This is a genomic window from Enterocloster bolteae (assembly GCF_002234575.2).
In the GTDB taxonomy this organism is placed as follows: domain Bacteria; phylum Bacillota; class Clostridia; order Lachnospirales; family Lachnospiraceae; genus Enterocloster; species Enterocloster bolteae.
Genome location: NZ_CP022464.2, coordinates 5,974,382 through 5,989,928, shown reverse-complemented (window position 1 = coordinate 5,989,928; position 15,547 = coordinate 5,974,382). Strand labels below are relative to the sequence as shown.

20 protein-coding genes and 1 tRNA gene are annotated in these 15,547 nt (G+C 46.4%); 20 read left to right on the top strand and 1 reads right to left on the bottom strand.

Annotated features, from left to right (window positions below; all coding sequences use genetic code 11):
* The first annotated feature begins 57 nt into the window (after positions 1 to 57).
* From CGC65_RS27820 to CGC65_RS27755, 14 genes are all read left to right on the top strand, one after another.
* Positions 58 to 351 carry a PDDEXK family nuclease gene (locus CGC65_RS27820; protein WP_002566847.1) on the top strand — a complete coding sequence of 98 codons (294 nt, stop codon included), beginning with the start codon at positions 58 to 60 and terminating at the stop codon, positions 349 to 351.
* On the top strand, positions 332 to 1,702 hold the full coding sequence (locus CGC65_RS27815; RefSeq protein WP_002566846.1) for an SNF2-related protein: 1,371 nt from the start codon (positions 332 to 334) through the stop codon (positions 1,700 to 1,702). The genes CGC65_RS27820 and CGC65_RS27815 overlap by 20 nt, the downstream gene beginning before the upstream one ends.
* Complete coding sequence (locus CGC65_RS27810; protein ID WP_002566845.1) at positions 1,692 to 2,129, top strand: hypothetical protein; 438 nt, start codon at positions 1,692 to 1,694, stop codon at positions 2,127 to 2,129. Before CGC65_RS27815 ends, CGC65_RS27810 begins: the two co-directional genes overlap by 11 nt.
* Positions 2,130 to 2,198: 69 nt before the next feature.
* On the top strand, positions 2,199 to 2,909 hold the full coding sequence (locus tag CGC65_RS27805; protein ID WP_002566844.1) for a DNA-methyltransferase: 711 nt from the start codon (positions 2,199 to 2,201) through the stop codon (positions 2,907 to 2,909).
* Positions 2,910 to 2,932: 23 nt separating this feature from the next.
* Positions 2,933 to 3,115, top strand: coding sequence for a Lar family restriction alleviation protein (locus CGC65_RS27800; RefSeq protein WP_080548672.1), 183 nt, complete (start codon positions 2,933 to 2,935; stop codon positions 3,113 to 3,115).
* Between the two features lie 32 nt (positions 3,116 to 3,147).
* On the top strand, positions 3,148 to 3,471 hold the full coding sequence (locus CGC65_RS27795; RefSeq protein WP_002578462.1) for a DUF551 domain-containing protein: 324 nt from the start codon (positions 3,148 to 3,150) through the stop codon (positions 3,469 to 3,471).
* 25 nt (positions 3,472 to 3,496) lie between these two features.
* Positions 3,497 to 3,742 (top strand): hypothetical protein, encoded by a 246-nt coding sequence (locus CGC65_RS27790; RefSeq protein ID WP_002566842.1) that lies wholly within the window; start codon positions 3,497 to 3,499, stop codon positions 3,740 to 3,742.
* A gap of 11 nt (positions 3,743 to 3,753) precedes the next feature.
* A complete protein-coding gene (locus CGC65_RS27785) occupies positions 3,754 to 4,023 on the top strand; it encodes a hypothetical protein (RefSeq protein WP_002566841.1) in 270 nt (89 codons plus the stop codon).
* Positions 4,020 to 4,220 (top strand): hypothetical protein, encoded by a 201-nt coding sequence (locus tag CGC65_RS27780; RefSeq protein WP_002566840.1) that lies wholly within the window; start codon positions 4,020 to 4,022, stop codon positions 4,218 to 4,220. The genes CGC65_RS27785 and CGC65_RS27780 overlap by 4 nt, the downstream gene beginning before the upstream one ends.
* A complete protein-coding gene (locus tag CGC65_RS27775) occupies positions 4,195 to 4,488 on the top strand; it encodes a hypothetical protein (protein WP_038282475.1) in 294 nt (97 codons plus the stop codon). Before CGC65_RS27780 ends, CGC65_RS27775 begins: the two co-directional genes overlap by 26 nt.
* A complete protein-coding gene (locus tag CGC65_RS27770; RefSeq protein WP_002566838.1) occupies positions 4,488 to 4,946 on the top strand; it encodes a hypothetical protein in 459 nt (152 codons plus the stop codon). Before CGC65_RS27775 ends, CGC65_RS27770 begins: the two co-directional genes overlap by 1 nt.
* Before the next feature lie 226 nt (positions 4,947 to 5,172).
* Positions 5,173 to 5,246, top strand: a tRNA-Met gene (locus tag CGC65_RS27765).
* A 313-nt stretch (positions 5,247 to 5,559) separates the two neighbouring features.
* On the top strand, positions 5,560 to 6,030 hold the full coding sequence (locus tag CGC65_RS27760) for a hypothetical protein (RefSeq protein ID WP_002566837.1): 471 nt from the start codon (positions 5,560 to 5,562) through the stop codon (positions 6,028 to 6,030).
* Complete coding sequence (locus CGC65_RS27755; protein ID WP_002566836.1) at positions 6,011 to 7,567, top strand: hypothetical protein; 1,557 nt, start codon at positions 6,011 to 6,013, stop codon at positions 7,565 to 7,567. The genes CGC65_RS27760 and CGC65_RS27755 overlap by 20 nt, the downstream gene beginning before the upstream one ends.
* A gap of 81 nt (positions 7,568 to 7,648) precedes the next feature.
* Here CGC65_RS27755 and CGC65_RS27750 read toward each other — a convergent pair whose 3' ends face one another.
* Entirely contained in the window at positions 7,649 to 7,840 is a 192-nt protein-coding gene (locus CGC65_RS27750) for a hypothetical protein (protein ID WP_002566835.1), read from the bottom strand.
* A gap of 442 nt (positions 7,841 to 8,282) precedes the next feature.
* Between CGC65_RS27750 and terS the strand changes: the two genes are divergently transcribed.
* The 6 genes from terS (at position 8,283) to CGC65_RS27720 (ending at position 15,544) form a co-directional block, all read left to right on the top strand.
* On the top strand, positions 8,283 to 9,002 hold the full coding sequence (terS, locus tag CGC65_RS27745) for a phage terminase small subunit (protein WP_002566833.1): 720 nt from the start codon (positions 8,283 to 8,285) through the stop codon (positions 9,000 to 9,002).
* Positions 8,986 to 10,365, top strand: coding sequence for a hypothetical protein (locus CGC65_RS27740; RefSeq protein ID WP_002566832.1), 1,380 nt, complete (start codon positions 8,986 to 8,988; stop codon positions 10,363 to 10,365). The genes terS and CGC65_RS27740 overlap by 17 nt, the downstream gene beginning before the upstream one ends.
* Before the next feature lie 14 nt (positions 10,366 to 10,379).
* On the top strand, positions 10,380 to 11,759 hold the full coding sequence (locus CGC65_RS27735) for a phage portal protein (protein WP_002566831.1): 1,380 nt from the start codon (positions 10,380 to 10,382) through the stop codon (positions 11,757 to 11,759).
* A gap of 12 nt (positions 11,760 to 11,771) precedes the next feature.
* Positions 11,772 to 13,526, top strand: coding sequence for a phage minor capsid protein (locus tag CGC65_RS27730; RefSeq protein ID WP_002566830.1), 1,755 nt, complete (start codon positions 11,772 to 11,774; stop codon positions 13,524 to 13,526).
* Positions 13,527 to 13,805: 279 nt separating this feature from the next.
* Complete coding sequence (locus tag CGC65_RS27725; RefSeq protein ID WP_002566829.1) at positions 13,806 to 14,339, top strand: phage scaffolding protein; 534 nt, start codon at positions 13,806 to 13,808, stop codon at positions 14,337 to 14,339.
* A gap of 14 nt (positions 14,340 to 14,353) precedes the next feature.
* Positions 14,354 to 15,544, top strand: coding sequence for a phage major capsid protein (locus CGC65_RS27720; RefSeq protein WP_002566828.1), 1,191 nt, complete (start codon positions 14,354 to 14,356; stop codon positions 15,542 to 15,544).
* Positions 15,545 to 15,547: the final 3 nt, after the last annotated feature.

The following is a 15,547-nucleotide window of genomic DNA, read 5'->3' as shown; positions in this document are numbered from 1 at the left end:
CACACGTCATATACGCGCGTGCGCGCGGAGTGTGTCCCAGGAAGGAGTGAGGTTGAAATGTTGGAAAAGGATATAGAGGATTGGCTGAATAAACAGATTGAGAAGATGGGGGGCCTGGCATTCAAGTTCGTGTCTCCTGGTAACCCAGGTGTGCCAGACCGCATTTATATCCTGCCAGATGGCAGGGTGTGGTTCGTGGAACTGAAACAGCAGCTGGGGAAGGTGGCCAGGATCCAGAAATGGCAAAGGGAACGCCTCATCAGGCTGGGATGCAACTACCGGCTGGTGAAGGGGATGGACGATGCTAGGGCCTACGTAGGGGAGATGAGGGATGCATTACGAACCGCATGATTACCAAAAGTATGCAACTGAGAAGATCATAGAGCTTCCAGCCTGCGCCCTTTTTATGGAGATGGGTTTAGGCAAGACAGTAAGTACTCTTACGGCCATTGACGAACTCATATACGACCGTTTTGAGGTTGAGAAGGTTCTGGTGATTGCGCCCTACCGGGTTGCAGATGACACCTGGACTACTGAAACAGAAAAATGGGACCACCTGAAGCACCTAAGGGTGTCAAAGGTCCTTGGAACATCCGGTGAAAGAATAGCAGCACTGGAAGCAGATGCGGACATTTATGTCATAAACCGTGAAAATGTAACTTGGTTAGTGAACCTTACGGGGAAAGAATGGCCGTTCGAGATGATTGTGGTGGATGAGCTGTCATCGTTTAAGTCCAACAGTGCGAAGCGGTTCAAGAGCCTGCGTATAGTACGTCCCCTGGCAAGACGGTTTGTGGGGCTGACAGGGACACCGGCGCCCAACGGCCTGCTGGACCTGTGGCCCCAGGTGTACCTGATTGACCGGGGGGAGCGGCTGGGAAAGACATACACCGGATATAAAGACCGGTATTTTCTTCCGGACAGGAGGAACGGGTTCGTGGTATATTCCTGGACACCAAAGGAGGGTGCTAAGGAGGCCATAGAGCAGAAACTGTCTGACATCTGCATATCCATGAAGGCTGATGATTACTTAAACCTGCCGGCACAGATTGTCAATGACGTATACGTAAGCATGGACAGGCATGAGATGCGGAAGTACAGGGAGCTGGAAAAAGAGAAGCTTCTGGAGCTTGATGGTAAGGAAATCACAGCCCTATCCGCGGCGGCTGTATGGGGGAAACTTTTGCAGCTGGCCAATGGGGCAGCCTATGACGGTGAAGGGAATGTCATCCCCCTTCATGACAGAAAACTGGATGCACTTGCGGAAATCTTGGAAGCATCCGGAGGTCATCCGGTCCTGGTGTTCTACAACTTCCGCCATGATTATGACCGGTTGATGGGAAGGTTCAAGGGCTACAATCCCAGGACCCTTAAATCACAACAGGATATCCGCGACTGGAACGAAGGAAGGATTCCGTTGCTTCTGGCCCAGCCGGCCAGCATGGGGCATGGGCTGAACATACAGGCAGGTGGACATATCATCGTATGGTTTGGATTGAACCCCAGCCTGGAGCTGTACCTGCAGGCCAATGCCAGGCTGCATCGTCAGGGGCAGACGGAAGCGGTCATCATACACCGCTTGATAACGAAGGGCACGGTGGACGAGGATGTGGTAAAGAAGCTGTGGGTAAAGGACGAGACCCAGGATGGCCTTATGGAGTCCCTTAAGGCGAGGATAAGGAGAATAAAGGATGGTAATTAGATTCAACATCCCAAACGGGAAGATGGAGATAAACTTAGAGACTTTCTTCCAGGAGGCCAGAAGGCCACAGATACGTAAAATGCTTAAGTGGGTAAGAGCTTCCTGGCCGGATGAGGAGAACGCCAGGGAAATCAGGGAATGGCTTACGGACAGACGGCAGGATGAGACGGACCGGGCTAAAGCCTTTGCGAAGAAGTATGTGGACTGCCGTACGGAGCTGGCAGAACTGCAGGAGATGTATGAGCGGATGCAGAGCCCCTGTTATGCCGTGTACACCAGGAACAAGGAAAAGCTGACCAATGCAAAGAAGGATGTAAGCCGCTACAAGGCAAAGACCGTTCGGTATAAAAGAGAGATGGGCGAACACCGGAAGCTGGCCGAACGGTATGAAGGCATACTGAAGGATGTGGATAAGTTGTTATCATAATCGTTATTTGAGTGATTAAGGAAGGAGGCCGGGCTATCCGGATGAAAGCTGCAGCGGCCCCTTGAACGCATGGAATTATTTTTAGGAGATTGCCTGGACATTCTTCCGGGTATACAAGATAAATCCATAGATATGATTTTTACAGATTTACCCTATGGGACAACCCGCAATGGCTGGGATTGCGTGATTGACCTTAAACGGTTGTGGGAGCATTACAGCCGGATTATTAAAAACAATGGGTGTATAGCTCTTTGGGCACAGTCCCCATTTGATAAAGTGCTCGCCTGCAGTAATCTGAAAATGTACAGGTATGAATGGATTATTGAAAAAACAAAGGGTACTGGACATCTGAATGCCGCTAAAATGCCGATGAAGTGCCATGAAAATGTACTGATATTTTATAAGCATCTGCCTACTTATAATCCGCAGATAACAACCGGACATAGTCCAGTACACAGCTATACCAAGCATGTAAGCGATGGCAGCAATTATGGTAAGACACGAACTGGCATATCAGGAGGAGGGAGCACAGAGCGTTATCCTCGCGATGTTTTACGGTTTAAATGGGATACACAGCGTGAGAGGCTGCATCCGACCCAAAAACCATTAGAGGCATGTAAGTATTTTATCCGTACATACACCAATTCTGGGGATACGGTTTTAGATAGCTGCATGGGGAGCAATACAACAGGTGTGGCCTGCCAGGAGCTGGGCCGGAAGTACATAGGGATAGAAAAAGATACTGTAAACTATCGCATTGCCCTTGATAGGGTAGATTAGGATTTTCAGAGGGAGATAACAATATGGAAAAAGTGAAGCCGTGTCCATTCTGCGGAAATGAGTTCCCAACAATAACAAAATGCTACGGGAACATATACAGAGTAGTTTGTCCACAGTGTCAAACTTACTTTGGATGTGACTGCACCGCGGGGCATGATGAAAGTAAAGAGAAAACAATTGAACGGTGGAATAATCGTGTAAGTTAAAATTTCCGGGAGAACCGGAGGAAGGAAAGATTATGACGGTCAGAGATGCAATTGAAGGATTTGAGATAGATAATGCGCTTTTGACAGGAAAAGAAGATGGAACTGTAGAGCGTAATATCATGGCAATAGAAGCGCTTGAGTCAATGGATAACTATAGATGGATACCAGTGGAAGAACGGCTACCAGAAACCAGTGGAGTCATGCGGGAAGATGAAAAACTCTTGATTTTATTGCCTGATGGTATGAGGACGGTATCGTTTTATATCAGTACATCATCAGGACGGAAAATATTTTTTGATGGATGGGATACTTATAATCCGGTTGCCTGGATGCCATTACCAGATAATCAAAACTGACATTTTCGATACGAAGGGAGATTAAATGATGTGGAAGATTATATTTACATACCCCGATGGTGTTAAGGTGAAACTGACTAACAGTTCCATTCCGATGGATAAGCGTCTTGCTAACAAGTATTATGATATCTACGGCTATAACTCTGATGGCGGGATATTCCAACAGTATCCAAAGAAAAAGTACAGGCCTATGGCTATGGCCACTGTGGTGGACATCCTGAACGCTGGTGGAAATTTAGAGAAGGAGATACTGATTGATGCGGATGATTAGGAGGTACCTGATTGAAGTATTTTTTAAAAGATGAAAAAAATCATTACTTTGAGCTCCCGGAGCAACTGGAGGATATTATAAGTAGTATAGATGACGATGAACTTACGAATTACGCAAGGAGGGAATTTGCACCACTGGAGTTGACTGCCTGTGTTGATTTGATACTCCCGGCAGTTGAGTTATTTACAGTACTATGTGGGTGTTGTACTATAGCGCAGATGACATCTAATAACTGGAGACGCATGCACGGAATACCAATGAGGCGGAGGAGGCGGGCATGAGAAAGAAAGGCAGTAAGCAGTCCAAGATCAGCCGCATCGACCGCAGCAAGGCCCTGGCCGCCCAAGCGGACGAAGCAATCAAGGAGCGCATCCGGACGGCGCCGGCCTACATGTACACCAGCCTGTGCCCGGTTCCGGAGCTGCGCCGGCCGCCGAAGGGAGTGATTGTACGTGGCATCAAGACCTGTGTACTATGACTTGTATGATTGTGGCCAATATGACGGCCGGTACAGAGCAGCGGAGCTGATGGTAATGCTGGGCATCCGGCACCGGCAGCAGATAGAGCATTACAGTGATGTGGGTATCCTGTACCAAAAGCGATATACCTTTGTGAGGGTGGAGGATGGGAACGCGTCAGAACTGGCCTATGAATGGGACAGGGTGACACAAGTATTGAAGGGATGCGGGCACGATTTGGGCAGGATACCGATTGTGGTATCTAGGGATAAGCGGAAGAGGAGGTGATGCCGGTGGATAAGGAGGTGCTGATACAGTATTGCGAGATGAAAGAGGAGATAAAGGACATAAGGCGACGGATTCAGAAGCTGGACAGGTTCCTGGAGGAGCCGCACCAGGTATCAGATACGGTGAAGGGTACAAGGCGGGATGGGACGATAGGAAGCATTAAGGTCACGGGATACCCCGTGCCGGAGCATTACCGGAAGCAGCGGCTGAGGGAGCGGTACAGGCTGCTCCTGGAACGTAAGGAGGCGGAACTGCTGGAGCTGACCTGCCAGGCGGAGGAATATATACAGGGCATACCAAAGAGCGAGGTGCGGACCATGTTCCGTCTGTATTACATAGATGGCCTGCCTTGGTGGAAGGTGGCACAGGCCATGAACCGGATGTTCCCAAAGAGGCGGGTTAAGTTTACGGAGGACAGCTGCCGGGTAAGAAATAATAGATTTTTTGAAGAAATTTAAAAATGTTCGGCCATGTTCGCTTGAAAAGTGCTAATATGCTATCATGCGGAAGCCAGAGGGTGGAAGCATCCTCCCCCATTTAAGCAACGGCCGCCAGGTGTCACACCCTGGTGGCTGACTCGCTGGCATTGCGACTGCGGCACAAGGTACCGCTGAATATGTCAGCATGGCGTACTGGCGCATCGGGTATCCAGATGCTGGGTACTTAGATGCAGGTACGCATTGTTGCGAGGTAGAGCAGTCTGGCAGCTCGCCGGGCCCATAACCCGGAGGCCGCAGGTTCAAATCCTGCCCCCGCTATTCAGACAGATATTACAGAGCCTTGATTTTTTCCTTCGGATTAGTCCCTATTTTAATTAGTAGGGACTAATTTTTTTTTCTTTATAAAATGAATAAAAAGATTTATTATGTGTAAACTAATAATAAAAAGGTTAAAAGTATGATAAATGAAAATGATGTAAAAAAAGAATATACTATGTATCTTTTCCACATAATGCTTGCTGAAGAATTTCCTACGTATATTATGTCATATGAAGAATTTAGAGATTCATATATTGAAGATGCCTGTACTCCATGATATTATATTAATAATATGCAGGGGGAGGTATTTTGAATGAATGAAAATATGCTAAGAATGGCTCTTGTAATAAATACAAGTCATGATAATTTTATAAAGAATTTATCCAATATTTTGCTATATCTTTTATATAATGATGGAAGTCCAAACCAATATACAGCAGATGAATTGAAGGATTTGGTAGAAAAAACTATACATTTACAATTTACAGTTAACGAAATAGAAAGTGCACTCAAAAATTGTGAATCAGACAGATTGATATTTAAGTATAATGATAAGTACACCTTAGATGAATTGGGATGTAAAAAGGTTACAAGGAATAGTAACAATGATATAAAAAGACTGATTGACAAATATTTGTTAGTCTATCAAATTGAAGGTTACGGTCATGAAGATTTATTTCAATTAATTTGTAATTATTTGTATAATCTCTTAGATAGTAATTATAAAAGATTTATTGCATCTTCTCGATATAGAAAAACGGGCTATGTTAGAGATTCAAAATGAGGATAGTGGTTATACAAATGAACAAAGGCGAATTATTAATGACTTTTTAGATTGGGATGACAAAGAGAAAAACGAAATTCTTTTTAGATTAATAGCATTCAGCGTGGACTATTGTAGATTAACTACTAAAAAAAATATAAATTCTTTTACAGCGTTGCTAAAAGGCAAAAAGTTTTACATTGATGCAAATGTTATTTATCGTTTAATGGGAATAAATAATGAGTCACGTAGAAAGGCTATGAAGGAATTCGTAGAAAAATGTAGAGAAACAGGTATAGAATTACTATATACAAATGTTACATATAAAGAGTTGACAGAAACATTTGTGTATTACGTTGATAAAATCAAACAAGTTTTACAGGTAACTAATGCATCGCCTACAAAAATAAAGAAATTATATGATGTTAAAGATGATAATGGATTTTATGATATATATTATAAGTGGGCTGGAGAAAATAAATCTTACGGTAAATGGAATGATTTTCTATATTATCTAAAGGGACAACTCCGAGATACTATTGCGTCTTTCAGAAAAGTAACAATACAGAATAGTCAAGTTTTTGATAAAGAAAAATTTGAGATTCTTGTAGATGATCTCGAATGTTTTAAACGTAATAGTAGTAACAGTAATCGTCGAAGCATTAATAGGGTAAATGTAGAGTACGACATTAATAATATTTTACATCTCTTGGATGAAAGAAAAAAGAATGGAAAAAATGCATGGGAAATTAATGAGTATATGATTTCCGCAGATCATGGATTAGTTGAATGGGCGGATAGAATGTTTCTGGGGGAAGTTCCATATGTGGTCCTTCCAAGTATTTGGTATTCATTACTCTTGAAATTAACTGGTCGTACAGAAGATGATTATAAGGCTTATGTAGAGTTTATGAAATTAAGATATACTCAAACTATAAACTATACTCCAGAAGAGATTATATACGATATTACCCAGTTAACAGAAAAGGGAGAAATTCAAGATCGTGTTATTGATATTTTAACAGACGAAAATTTATTAATAACAAAGGATAACGAACAACTAGAGATACAGGAAAAGGTTAGGATTGCGTATGATAAAGCTGTTGATGAAATAAGAAAAAATGAATATAATGATGGATATAGTCTTGGAAATGTAGAGGGATATCGAAGCGGAAAAGAGGATGCAGAAAAATTTTCTTATGAAAAGGGAAAACGAGTTGCCACGCTCGAGATAAAAAAAGATGCATTGCTGCGGCAAATTGCTGACAAAGCGAAGAAAAAGAAAAGAATAAACTATATTATTATTGGAATAGGTACTATATTTATATTAGCGGTTGTATTTTTAGTTTGCAAGTGGGTGTGGCATGATTTGTCCCCTGATAAAGTTGATCAATTTGATTTAATAATTACAATACTGTCGTGTGCATTAGGAGGGACGGTGTGGATGATGATTAAATATTTTTTATGTGTAGATTTGAAAGTTTTAGAAGATAGGGAGCGTAATAAGGTGATTGATGAATTAGATGATATCGAAAGGAATCTTAAAGAATTAAAATGAGTAAAACACTTGGAGTGTCAAAAGGGGCCATCTTCGGGAGGCTCCTATTCCATACCCCAAAACAAACAAAGGAAAGGCAGCCTAATCGGCCGCCTCATCCTCCGAAATAAAATTGTTTATGAATTTTTTAATTTCAGTTGTGGGAGTAGTTCCCATTATGTCGCATTTGGCCTTGAATGCATCCAGGACCTCTGGTTTCAAGTCAAGAGGAAAACGGACATACTTAGTGCGTAGATGCTTTTGCTGAGATGTATATTTCTTATCTTCAGACATGTAGGGCCTCCTAATATTTGATAAATTGGATGGTACTGCTGATTATTAAATACAAAAGTATTATAATTACCAGCAGTTTTGATGCTAAAAGGATACTGCCTAATATTGGCTTCTTTTTGAGCATTGTTATCATGAAAGACTTGTGGTATAATATTGTTGGAAGGAAAGGGGCTCGCGCCCCAAACCCTAAACGATTTTGGTAAGTGCTTCAATCACCAGTAGGATGATGTATGCTTTTACCAGTAGCTCAATGAGTTGGTCGCACAACTTGTTGAGCTTTTTGATTTTCTTTGGTAAGTCTTTCATGTGTTCACCTCCTTTCTATGATTTAATTATAGCATATACGTACGTATATGTCAAGCAAAATATGTACATTTATAAGTTTTTGCATCTGCGGATACCTGCAGGTGCTTTTATTATGCCATGACAAGAGGTGGTGATTATGCCAAGACCCAGGAGCCCTAACAGGGACAAAGCGCTGCAGCTATGGCTGGACAGTGGGCGGAAACGCCAGTTGAAAGACATAGCTGCCGAGCTGCAGGTATCAGAAGAACAGATTCGTAAATGGAAAAATCAAGACAAGTGGGATAAAGTAACGTTACCAAATGCGAAAGGTAACGTTACTAATCATAAAGGAGCTCCTGCGGGTAATCAAAATGCTGTTGGCCATGGGGCTCCAAAACAGAATAAGAACGCAGAAAAATACGGTTTCTTTAGCAAGTACTTGCCTGAGGAGACCGTTTCCATTATCCAGGAGATGCCCACGGACCCGCTGGACATCCTATGGGACCAGGTGCAGATAGCCTATGCCGCCATTATCCGGGCGCAGTCCATCATGTATGTGAGGGACCAGAAGGATGTAACCATCACTAAGATAGGCCATAAGGATGGGGAGACGGTCACAGAGGAGCGCTGGGAGGTACAGCAGGCCTGGGACAAGCAGGGAAATTTCCTGCAGGCGCAGGCCAGAGCCCAGAAAACGCTGGAGGGTCTTATCAAACAGTATGATGAGCTCCTGCATAAAAACTGGGAGCTGGCCAGTGAGGAGCAGAAGGCGCGGATTGCACAGCTCCGGGCGCAGACGGATAAGCTAACCGGGAACAACCAGGAGCTGGAGGACATGGAGGAGATAGAGGGGGATATCTATGGCAGCGGTAAATAGGTTTGTCAGGAAAAAGACCATCCCGTTTAACTTTTCCGAAAAGCACAAGGATTATATACGCAGGTGCGAAGCCTGTATGTATAACGTGGCGGAAGGTGCGGTCCGTGCCGGCAAGACAGTGGATAACGTGTTTGCCTTCGCCCATGAATTAAAAACCACACCAGACCGGATCCACCTGGCCACTGGATCCACGATGGCCAACGCCAAGCTTAACATCGGTGACGCCAATGGCTATGGCCTTGAATGGATATTCCGTGGTCAATGCCACTGGGGGAAGTATAAAGACAATGAGGCTCTGTATATCAAGGGACCGGATACCCGGTGGAAGCAGAAGATTATCATATTTGCGGGAGCTGCCAAAGAAGACAGCTATAAAAAGATTCGTGGTAACTCCTACGGCATGTGGATTGCAACTGAGATTAACCTGCATCATGACAATACCATCAAGGAGGCATTCAACCGTCAGCTGGCAGCCCAGCGCCTGAAGGTGTTCTGGGACCTGAATCCGGATAACCCAAGAGCACCCATCTATGCGGAGTATATAGACAAGTATCAAAGGCAGGCAGATGCAGGGGACTTCCCGGGCGGATACAACTATATGCACTGCACCATCTACGACAACATCAACATCACCCCAGAGCGTCTGCGGGAGGTAGAAAGCCGGTATGATAAGAACAGTATCTGGTACCTCCGGGACATCAAGGGAATGCGCGTGGTGGCCAACGGCCTTATCTATCGCCGGTTTGCTGATGATACGAGTACCAAGCAGTACACGTTCCGCCTGACAGATAAACCTAAAGACATCATGGAAATTATTCTGGGGATTGATTTTGGCGGCAGTGGTTCCGGCCATGCCTTCACGGCCACAGCCATCACCAGGGGATACCATAACGTGGTTGTCCTGGCATCAGAATGGATTGGCTGCAAGGACGAGAAGGGGAATCAGATAGAGATTGACCCAGAAATGCTGGGGACCATGTTCTGTAACTTCTGCCAGAAGATTATCAGCAGGTACGGGTACATTACAACAGTGTATGCAGACAGCGCAGAGCAGACGCTGATAGCTGGCATCCGGAGCAGCTTGCGTAAACATGGACTTGGATGGGTACGTGTAGAAAATGCACTGAAGACTGAAATTAATGACAGGATTAACGCCACCGCCATACTGATGGCACAGGGGCGTTTTTATTATGTCCAGGGAGAGTGTCAGAGCCTTGTGGATGCCCTGAGCACAGCCGTGTGGGACCCAAAGGAATTGACGAAGAATGTCCGGTTAGATGATGGCACAAGCGATATTGACAGCCTGGACAGCTTTGAGTATACGTTTGAACGGCAGATTAGCAGGCTCATAAAGTATGGATAGGAGGTGAGGGGACGATGAGATTCACAAAGATGCTGGACTTAATCACGAATGTCCTGAATAAGGATGCGGACACGCAGGTGGATGTGTGCCTGACATCCCAGATGGCGAACCAGATAGAGTTGTGGACCCGGATGTATGAGAACCGGTCCCCCTGGGTGAATAACAAGGACGTGCTCAGTGCGAACTTAGCGCCGGCCATTGCCTCAGAGATTGCGCGCCTGGTGACGTTGGAGCTTAAATCTGAGGTGACAGGTGGAACGGCGGCGGATTACCTAAATGAGCAATATCAGCGTAAGGTGATCAAGGATTTGCGCCGGTATGTCGAATACGGATGTGCTAAAGGCGGCCTGGTGATGAAGCCGTACATTACCCAGCAGGGTATTGAAGTACAGTTTGTACAGGCTGATTGTTTCTTCCCGTTGTCTTTCGATAGTTCCGGTCGGATTACGCAGTGTGTATTCACAGAGCAGTTCCGGAAGGGTCAGAAGATATATACCAGGCTGGAGGTACACACGCTGCAGGGAAAACGGGTACATATTACCAACCGTGCATTTGTGGCCACAAATGATTACAGCCTTGGCAGCGAAGTGGTGGTCAGCTCCATAGACAGGTGGTCGGAGCTGGTTCCGGAGCTGCTACTTGAGGGGGCAGACCGGTTGCTGTTTGGGTACTTTAAGGTACCGTTGGCCAATGCGGACGATTCCGACAGCCCACTGGGCGTATCTGTGTTTTCCAGGGCCGTGGACCTGATCCGGGAGGCAGACAGGCGCTATTCCAACATCTGCTGGGAGTATGAGGGGACACAGCTGGCTGTCCATATTGCCACCTCCCTGCTAAAGTACAACCAGGACCGAGACAAGTTTGAGTATCCGGGAGGTAAGGAACGGTTATACCGAAACGTGGAATACAATACGGGCGCCGCGGATAAGCCTTTCATTGACACCTTCAGCCCAGAAATAAGGGACACAGCCTTGTTTAACGGATTTAATAACCAGCTGAAGCTGGTGGAGTTCAACTGTAACCTGGCCTATGGCACCCTGTCAGACCCACAGAGCGTGGATAAGACAGCCACTGAGATTAAGACCAGCAAGCAGCGCTCTTATGTGATGGTATCGGACACCCAAATGGCTCTGCAGGATGCCTTGGAAGACCTGGTGTATGCTATGAGTTTCTGGTCGGCATTATATGGATTGGTTCCGGCCGGTAATGATTGCGAAGTGTCATCTGACTGGGATGACAGTGTGATGGTTGACGCAGAGACTGAGCGGGAGCAGGATCGCAAGGATGTAGCGATGGGAGTTATGAGATTAGAAGAGTATCGGGCTAAGTATTATGGGGAAACACTGGAAGAGGCGGTCAAGAATCTGCCGGAACCGGCAATGACAGAAGAATAGGCGGTGATGTGATTGACACCAGAGGAGCTGGAGAAGCTGCCCAAACCATTGGAGCGCACCATGACGGCTCTGGAGCTGTCCATCATGGATGAGATTATACAGCGCATCAAGGAGGCTGCACGGGTTACTCCGGTCATTGACTGGCTGTTGGTGAGGATGGATGCCATTGGAGCAGGCCGGGTGCGAATTAAACAGCTGATAGGTGAGGGCATCAGAAAGGCGGGCCTTCAGGTGGATGACATCTATGAACAGGCGGTCAAGTCTGACTGCATCCGCAACAAGGCAATCTATGAGGCTGCTGGCAAGGGCTACCAGCCCTATGAGGGCAACCAATGGCTGCAGCAGATTGTGGATGCTGCCAGGAGACAGACCAAGGACAGCCTGCGGCCACTGGAAAACATCACTCAGACAACGGGCTTCAACGTGCCGATGGGCGGCAGCAAGAAGGTATTCACGCCACTATCAGAATACCTGGAGCGCAGCCTGGACAAGGCCATGCTGGGAATCACCACCGGCGCCAGGACATACAGCCAGGCTATCGGTGAGGTGATTGACGAGATGACGGCCAGCGGCATCCGGACGGTGGATTATGCATCTGGAAAGTCTGACCGGATTGAGGTGGCAGCAAGGCGCGCGGTGATGACGGGCGTGGCCCAGATGACAGATAAGGTCAACGAGAAGAACATGGAGGCACTGCAGACAGACTACTGCGAGGTGGACTGGCACATGGGGGCCAGAAATACTGGGACAGGCTATCAGAACCACCAGAGCTGGCAGGGGAAGGTCTATAGCAGTGAGGAGATGCGGACCGTTTGCGGAAAAGGGCAGATGCTTGGCTTTGGAGGAATTAACTGTTATCACATCGCCTTTGCCTTTATACCGGGCATAAGCAAGCGCAAATACACGGATGAGTGGCTGGCAGAGCAGAACCAGAAGGAAAATGAGAAAAAGGTATATAAAGGCCGGGAATATGACACCTATGCGGCGTTGCAGCATCAGCGCCGCCTGGAGCGTACCATCCGAAAGCAGAAACAGGATGTGGAACTCCTGGAAAAGGCCGGAGCAGACAAGGAAGATGTCACGGCGGCTAGATGCCGGTTGCGGCTGACCAATAAGACCTATCTGGATTTTTCAAAAGAAATGGGGCTACGGCAGCAACGGGAACGGCTGAGGGTATCAAAAGATATAGTTGCGGTGGCTGCCAAAGCTGATATAATAAAAGAGATAAGACTTCCAAATGAAGCCTTGAACGCAAAAAATATTACCCCAGATATAGTCGATGAAATTCAATCAGGAATAGATGAAATGAAACGGGAATATGACCTTCGGATTGACCGAGCGTTAGTGCAGGATGTGAGTGACAGATTCCCAGACACCCCATACCTGACAAGGGTAGTTGATAATCATGGGTCAAGGGAAGTTGAGTTCGTAATCAATAAAGGCTATAATTTCTCTGATTTTAGAAGGATTGTGAAGGCTGGTTATGAGACTGGTTATTTTGCCGGCCGCACCATCAAGGACCATGCTATCCATGAAATGACCCACGTAATGGCAGGCCAACAATTTAAAACTATTTCTGGATACAATGCCTTCAAAGAGCGATTGGAAAGTCAATATGTTCCAGGAGTATCCGGATATTCGGATGCCATGAAGGATGGATTTGAAACCCTGGCCGAAGCATTTGTAAAAATGAGAAATAATGAAGCTGTTCCGGATGAAGCTAAACAATTAGTTATAAAACATATTGAAAGGTGGCGAAAGCAGTGATTGTGATTCCTATATGCCTTAAATGTGAATACTGTGAAAAGGGTATGAAATGCAGAGTATATCCACAAGGCATACCGAGAGAAATTGTATTAGCTCAAAAGCCGCCGGAGGATATATGTAAGGATTATAAATATAAATGGGAGAACGAAGCATCTGACTAGTCAGGTGCTTTTATTATGTTTAAAAATCGGTCAGATGATAAGACCTAAAACAGTTAGCCGTTGGTGAATGGTTACACACCTACAAATAACCTAAGGACGGGCAGGAAAGGAAAAGAAGATGAAGACAGAGGATTTACAGGCAAAGGGGTTAACCCAGGAACAGATTGATTATGTCATGGCTGAATATGGCAAAGACATCAATGGGATTAAGCAGGAGAGGGACACATACAAAACCCAGCTTTGCACGGCGCAGGCTACCCTTAAGAGCTTTGAAGGCGTCAACATATCGGAGCTCCAGGGGAAGATACAGACCCTAACTACAGACCTGGCCAATAAAGACGCTGAGTATCAGAAGCAGCTGGCGGAGCGGGATTTTAACGATCTGCTGAAGACTACCGCAGAAGGGTTTAAGCCCAGGGACATCAAGGCAGTTATGCCCTTCTTGGATGTGGAGAAGCTGAAGGGGAGCAAGAACCAGGAATCAGATATCAAGGCTGCTTTGGAAGCTGTTAAGAAGGATAAGGGCTATCTGTTTCAGGACGTCGGTATTCCCCGGGTGGTTGCGCCTACTCCTGGGCCAGGTGGTGAGAAAACAGATGACACAAGGACACAAGCAAATAATGCCTTAAGAAGTATCTTGGGCAGAGAATAAGGAGGATTTAGATTATGCCAGTAAATATTACAAGCAGGGCCGACGCGGAGGCCATTATCCGTGAGCAGGTTATTTCAACCATTTTCCAGGACGCGCCAAAGCAGTCCACTTTCATGTCCCTGGCACGGAAGCTGCCGAACATGACAAGCAACCAGACACGAATGAGAGTACTTGACTTCCTTCCCACCGCATATTGGGTGGACGGTGATACCGGCATGAAACAGACCACCAGGCAAGCCTGGGATAATGTATTCATTGAGGCCGCAGAGCTGGCAGTCATTGTGCCGATTCCGGAGGCAGTGCTGGATGATGCGGAGTTTGATATTTTCGGTGAGATCACACCGAGGGTCAATGAGGCAATTGGACAGCGCGTGGATAGCGCCATCATCTTTGGCGTGAACCGCCCGCGTAACTGGCAGAATGACATTATCACGCTGGCCAGACAGGCGGGAAACAATGTGGCTGTGGGATCCAGTCCGGATTATTATAATCTGCTTCTGGGCGAAGGCGGTGTCATCTCCAAGGTGGAGGAAGATGGCTACATGGCTACCGGAGCCCTGGCCGCCATGACCATGAGGGCAAAGCTGAGGGGCATCCGGTCAACTGATGGCAGTCTCATCTTTAAGTCCGACATGCAGGGGTCCACAAATTATGCATTGGATGGGGCACCGATGTATTTCCCGCAGAACGGAGCGTATGACAGCACTATTGCACAGCTGATTGTCGGTGATTTCAAACAGGCGGTGTATTCCATCCGTCAGGACGTGACGGTGAAGATTCTTGACCAGGGTGTGATTCAGGACCCGGTAACGAAGGAAATTGAGTACAACCTGGCCCAGCAGGACATGGTGGCGCTGCGAATTGTATTTCGTATGGGCTGGGCACTGCCGAACCCGGCAACCCGGATGGATGAAGACCGTTTAGGGTGTCCATTCGCTTACCTGGAGCCTACAAGCCCGGTTACAACCCAGAAGGTGACCTTTACAGTTAAAGACAACGCCGAGACACCAGCAGCCATTGATGGGGCAATTGTGGATGTGAATGGTTCCAGGGTTAAAACGGACGTGTCCGGTGTGGCAGAGTTTAACCTGCGGGCAGGGACATACCCCGCGAAGATTAAGAAATCAGGATACGGCCAGATTACCGAGACGGTGACTGTGGCAGCTGAGGCAGTGACAAAGGATGTAACCTTGATTAAGCAGTAAGGA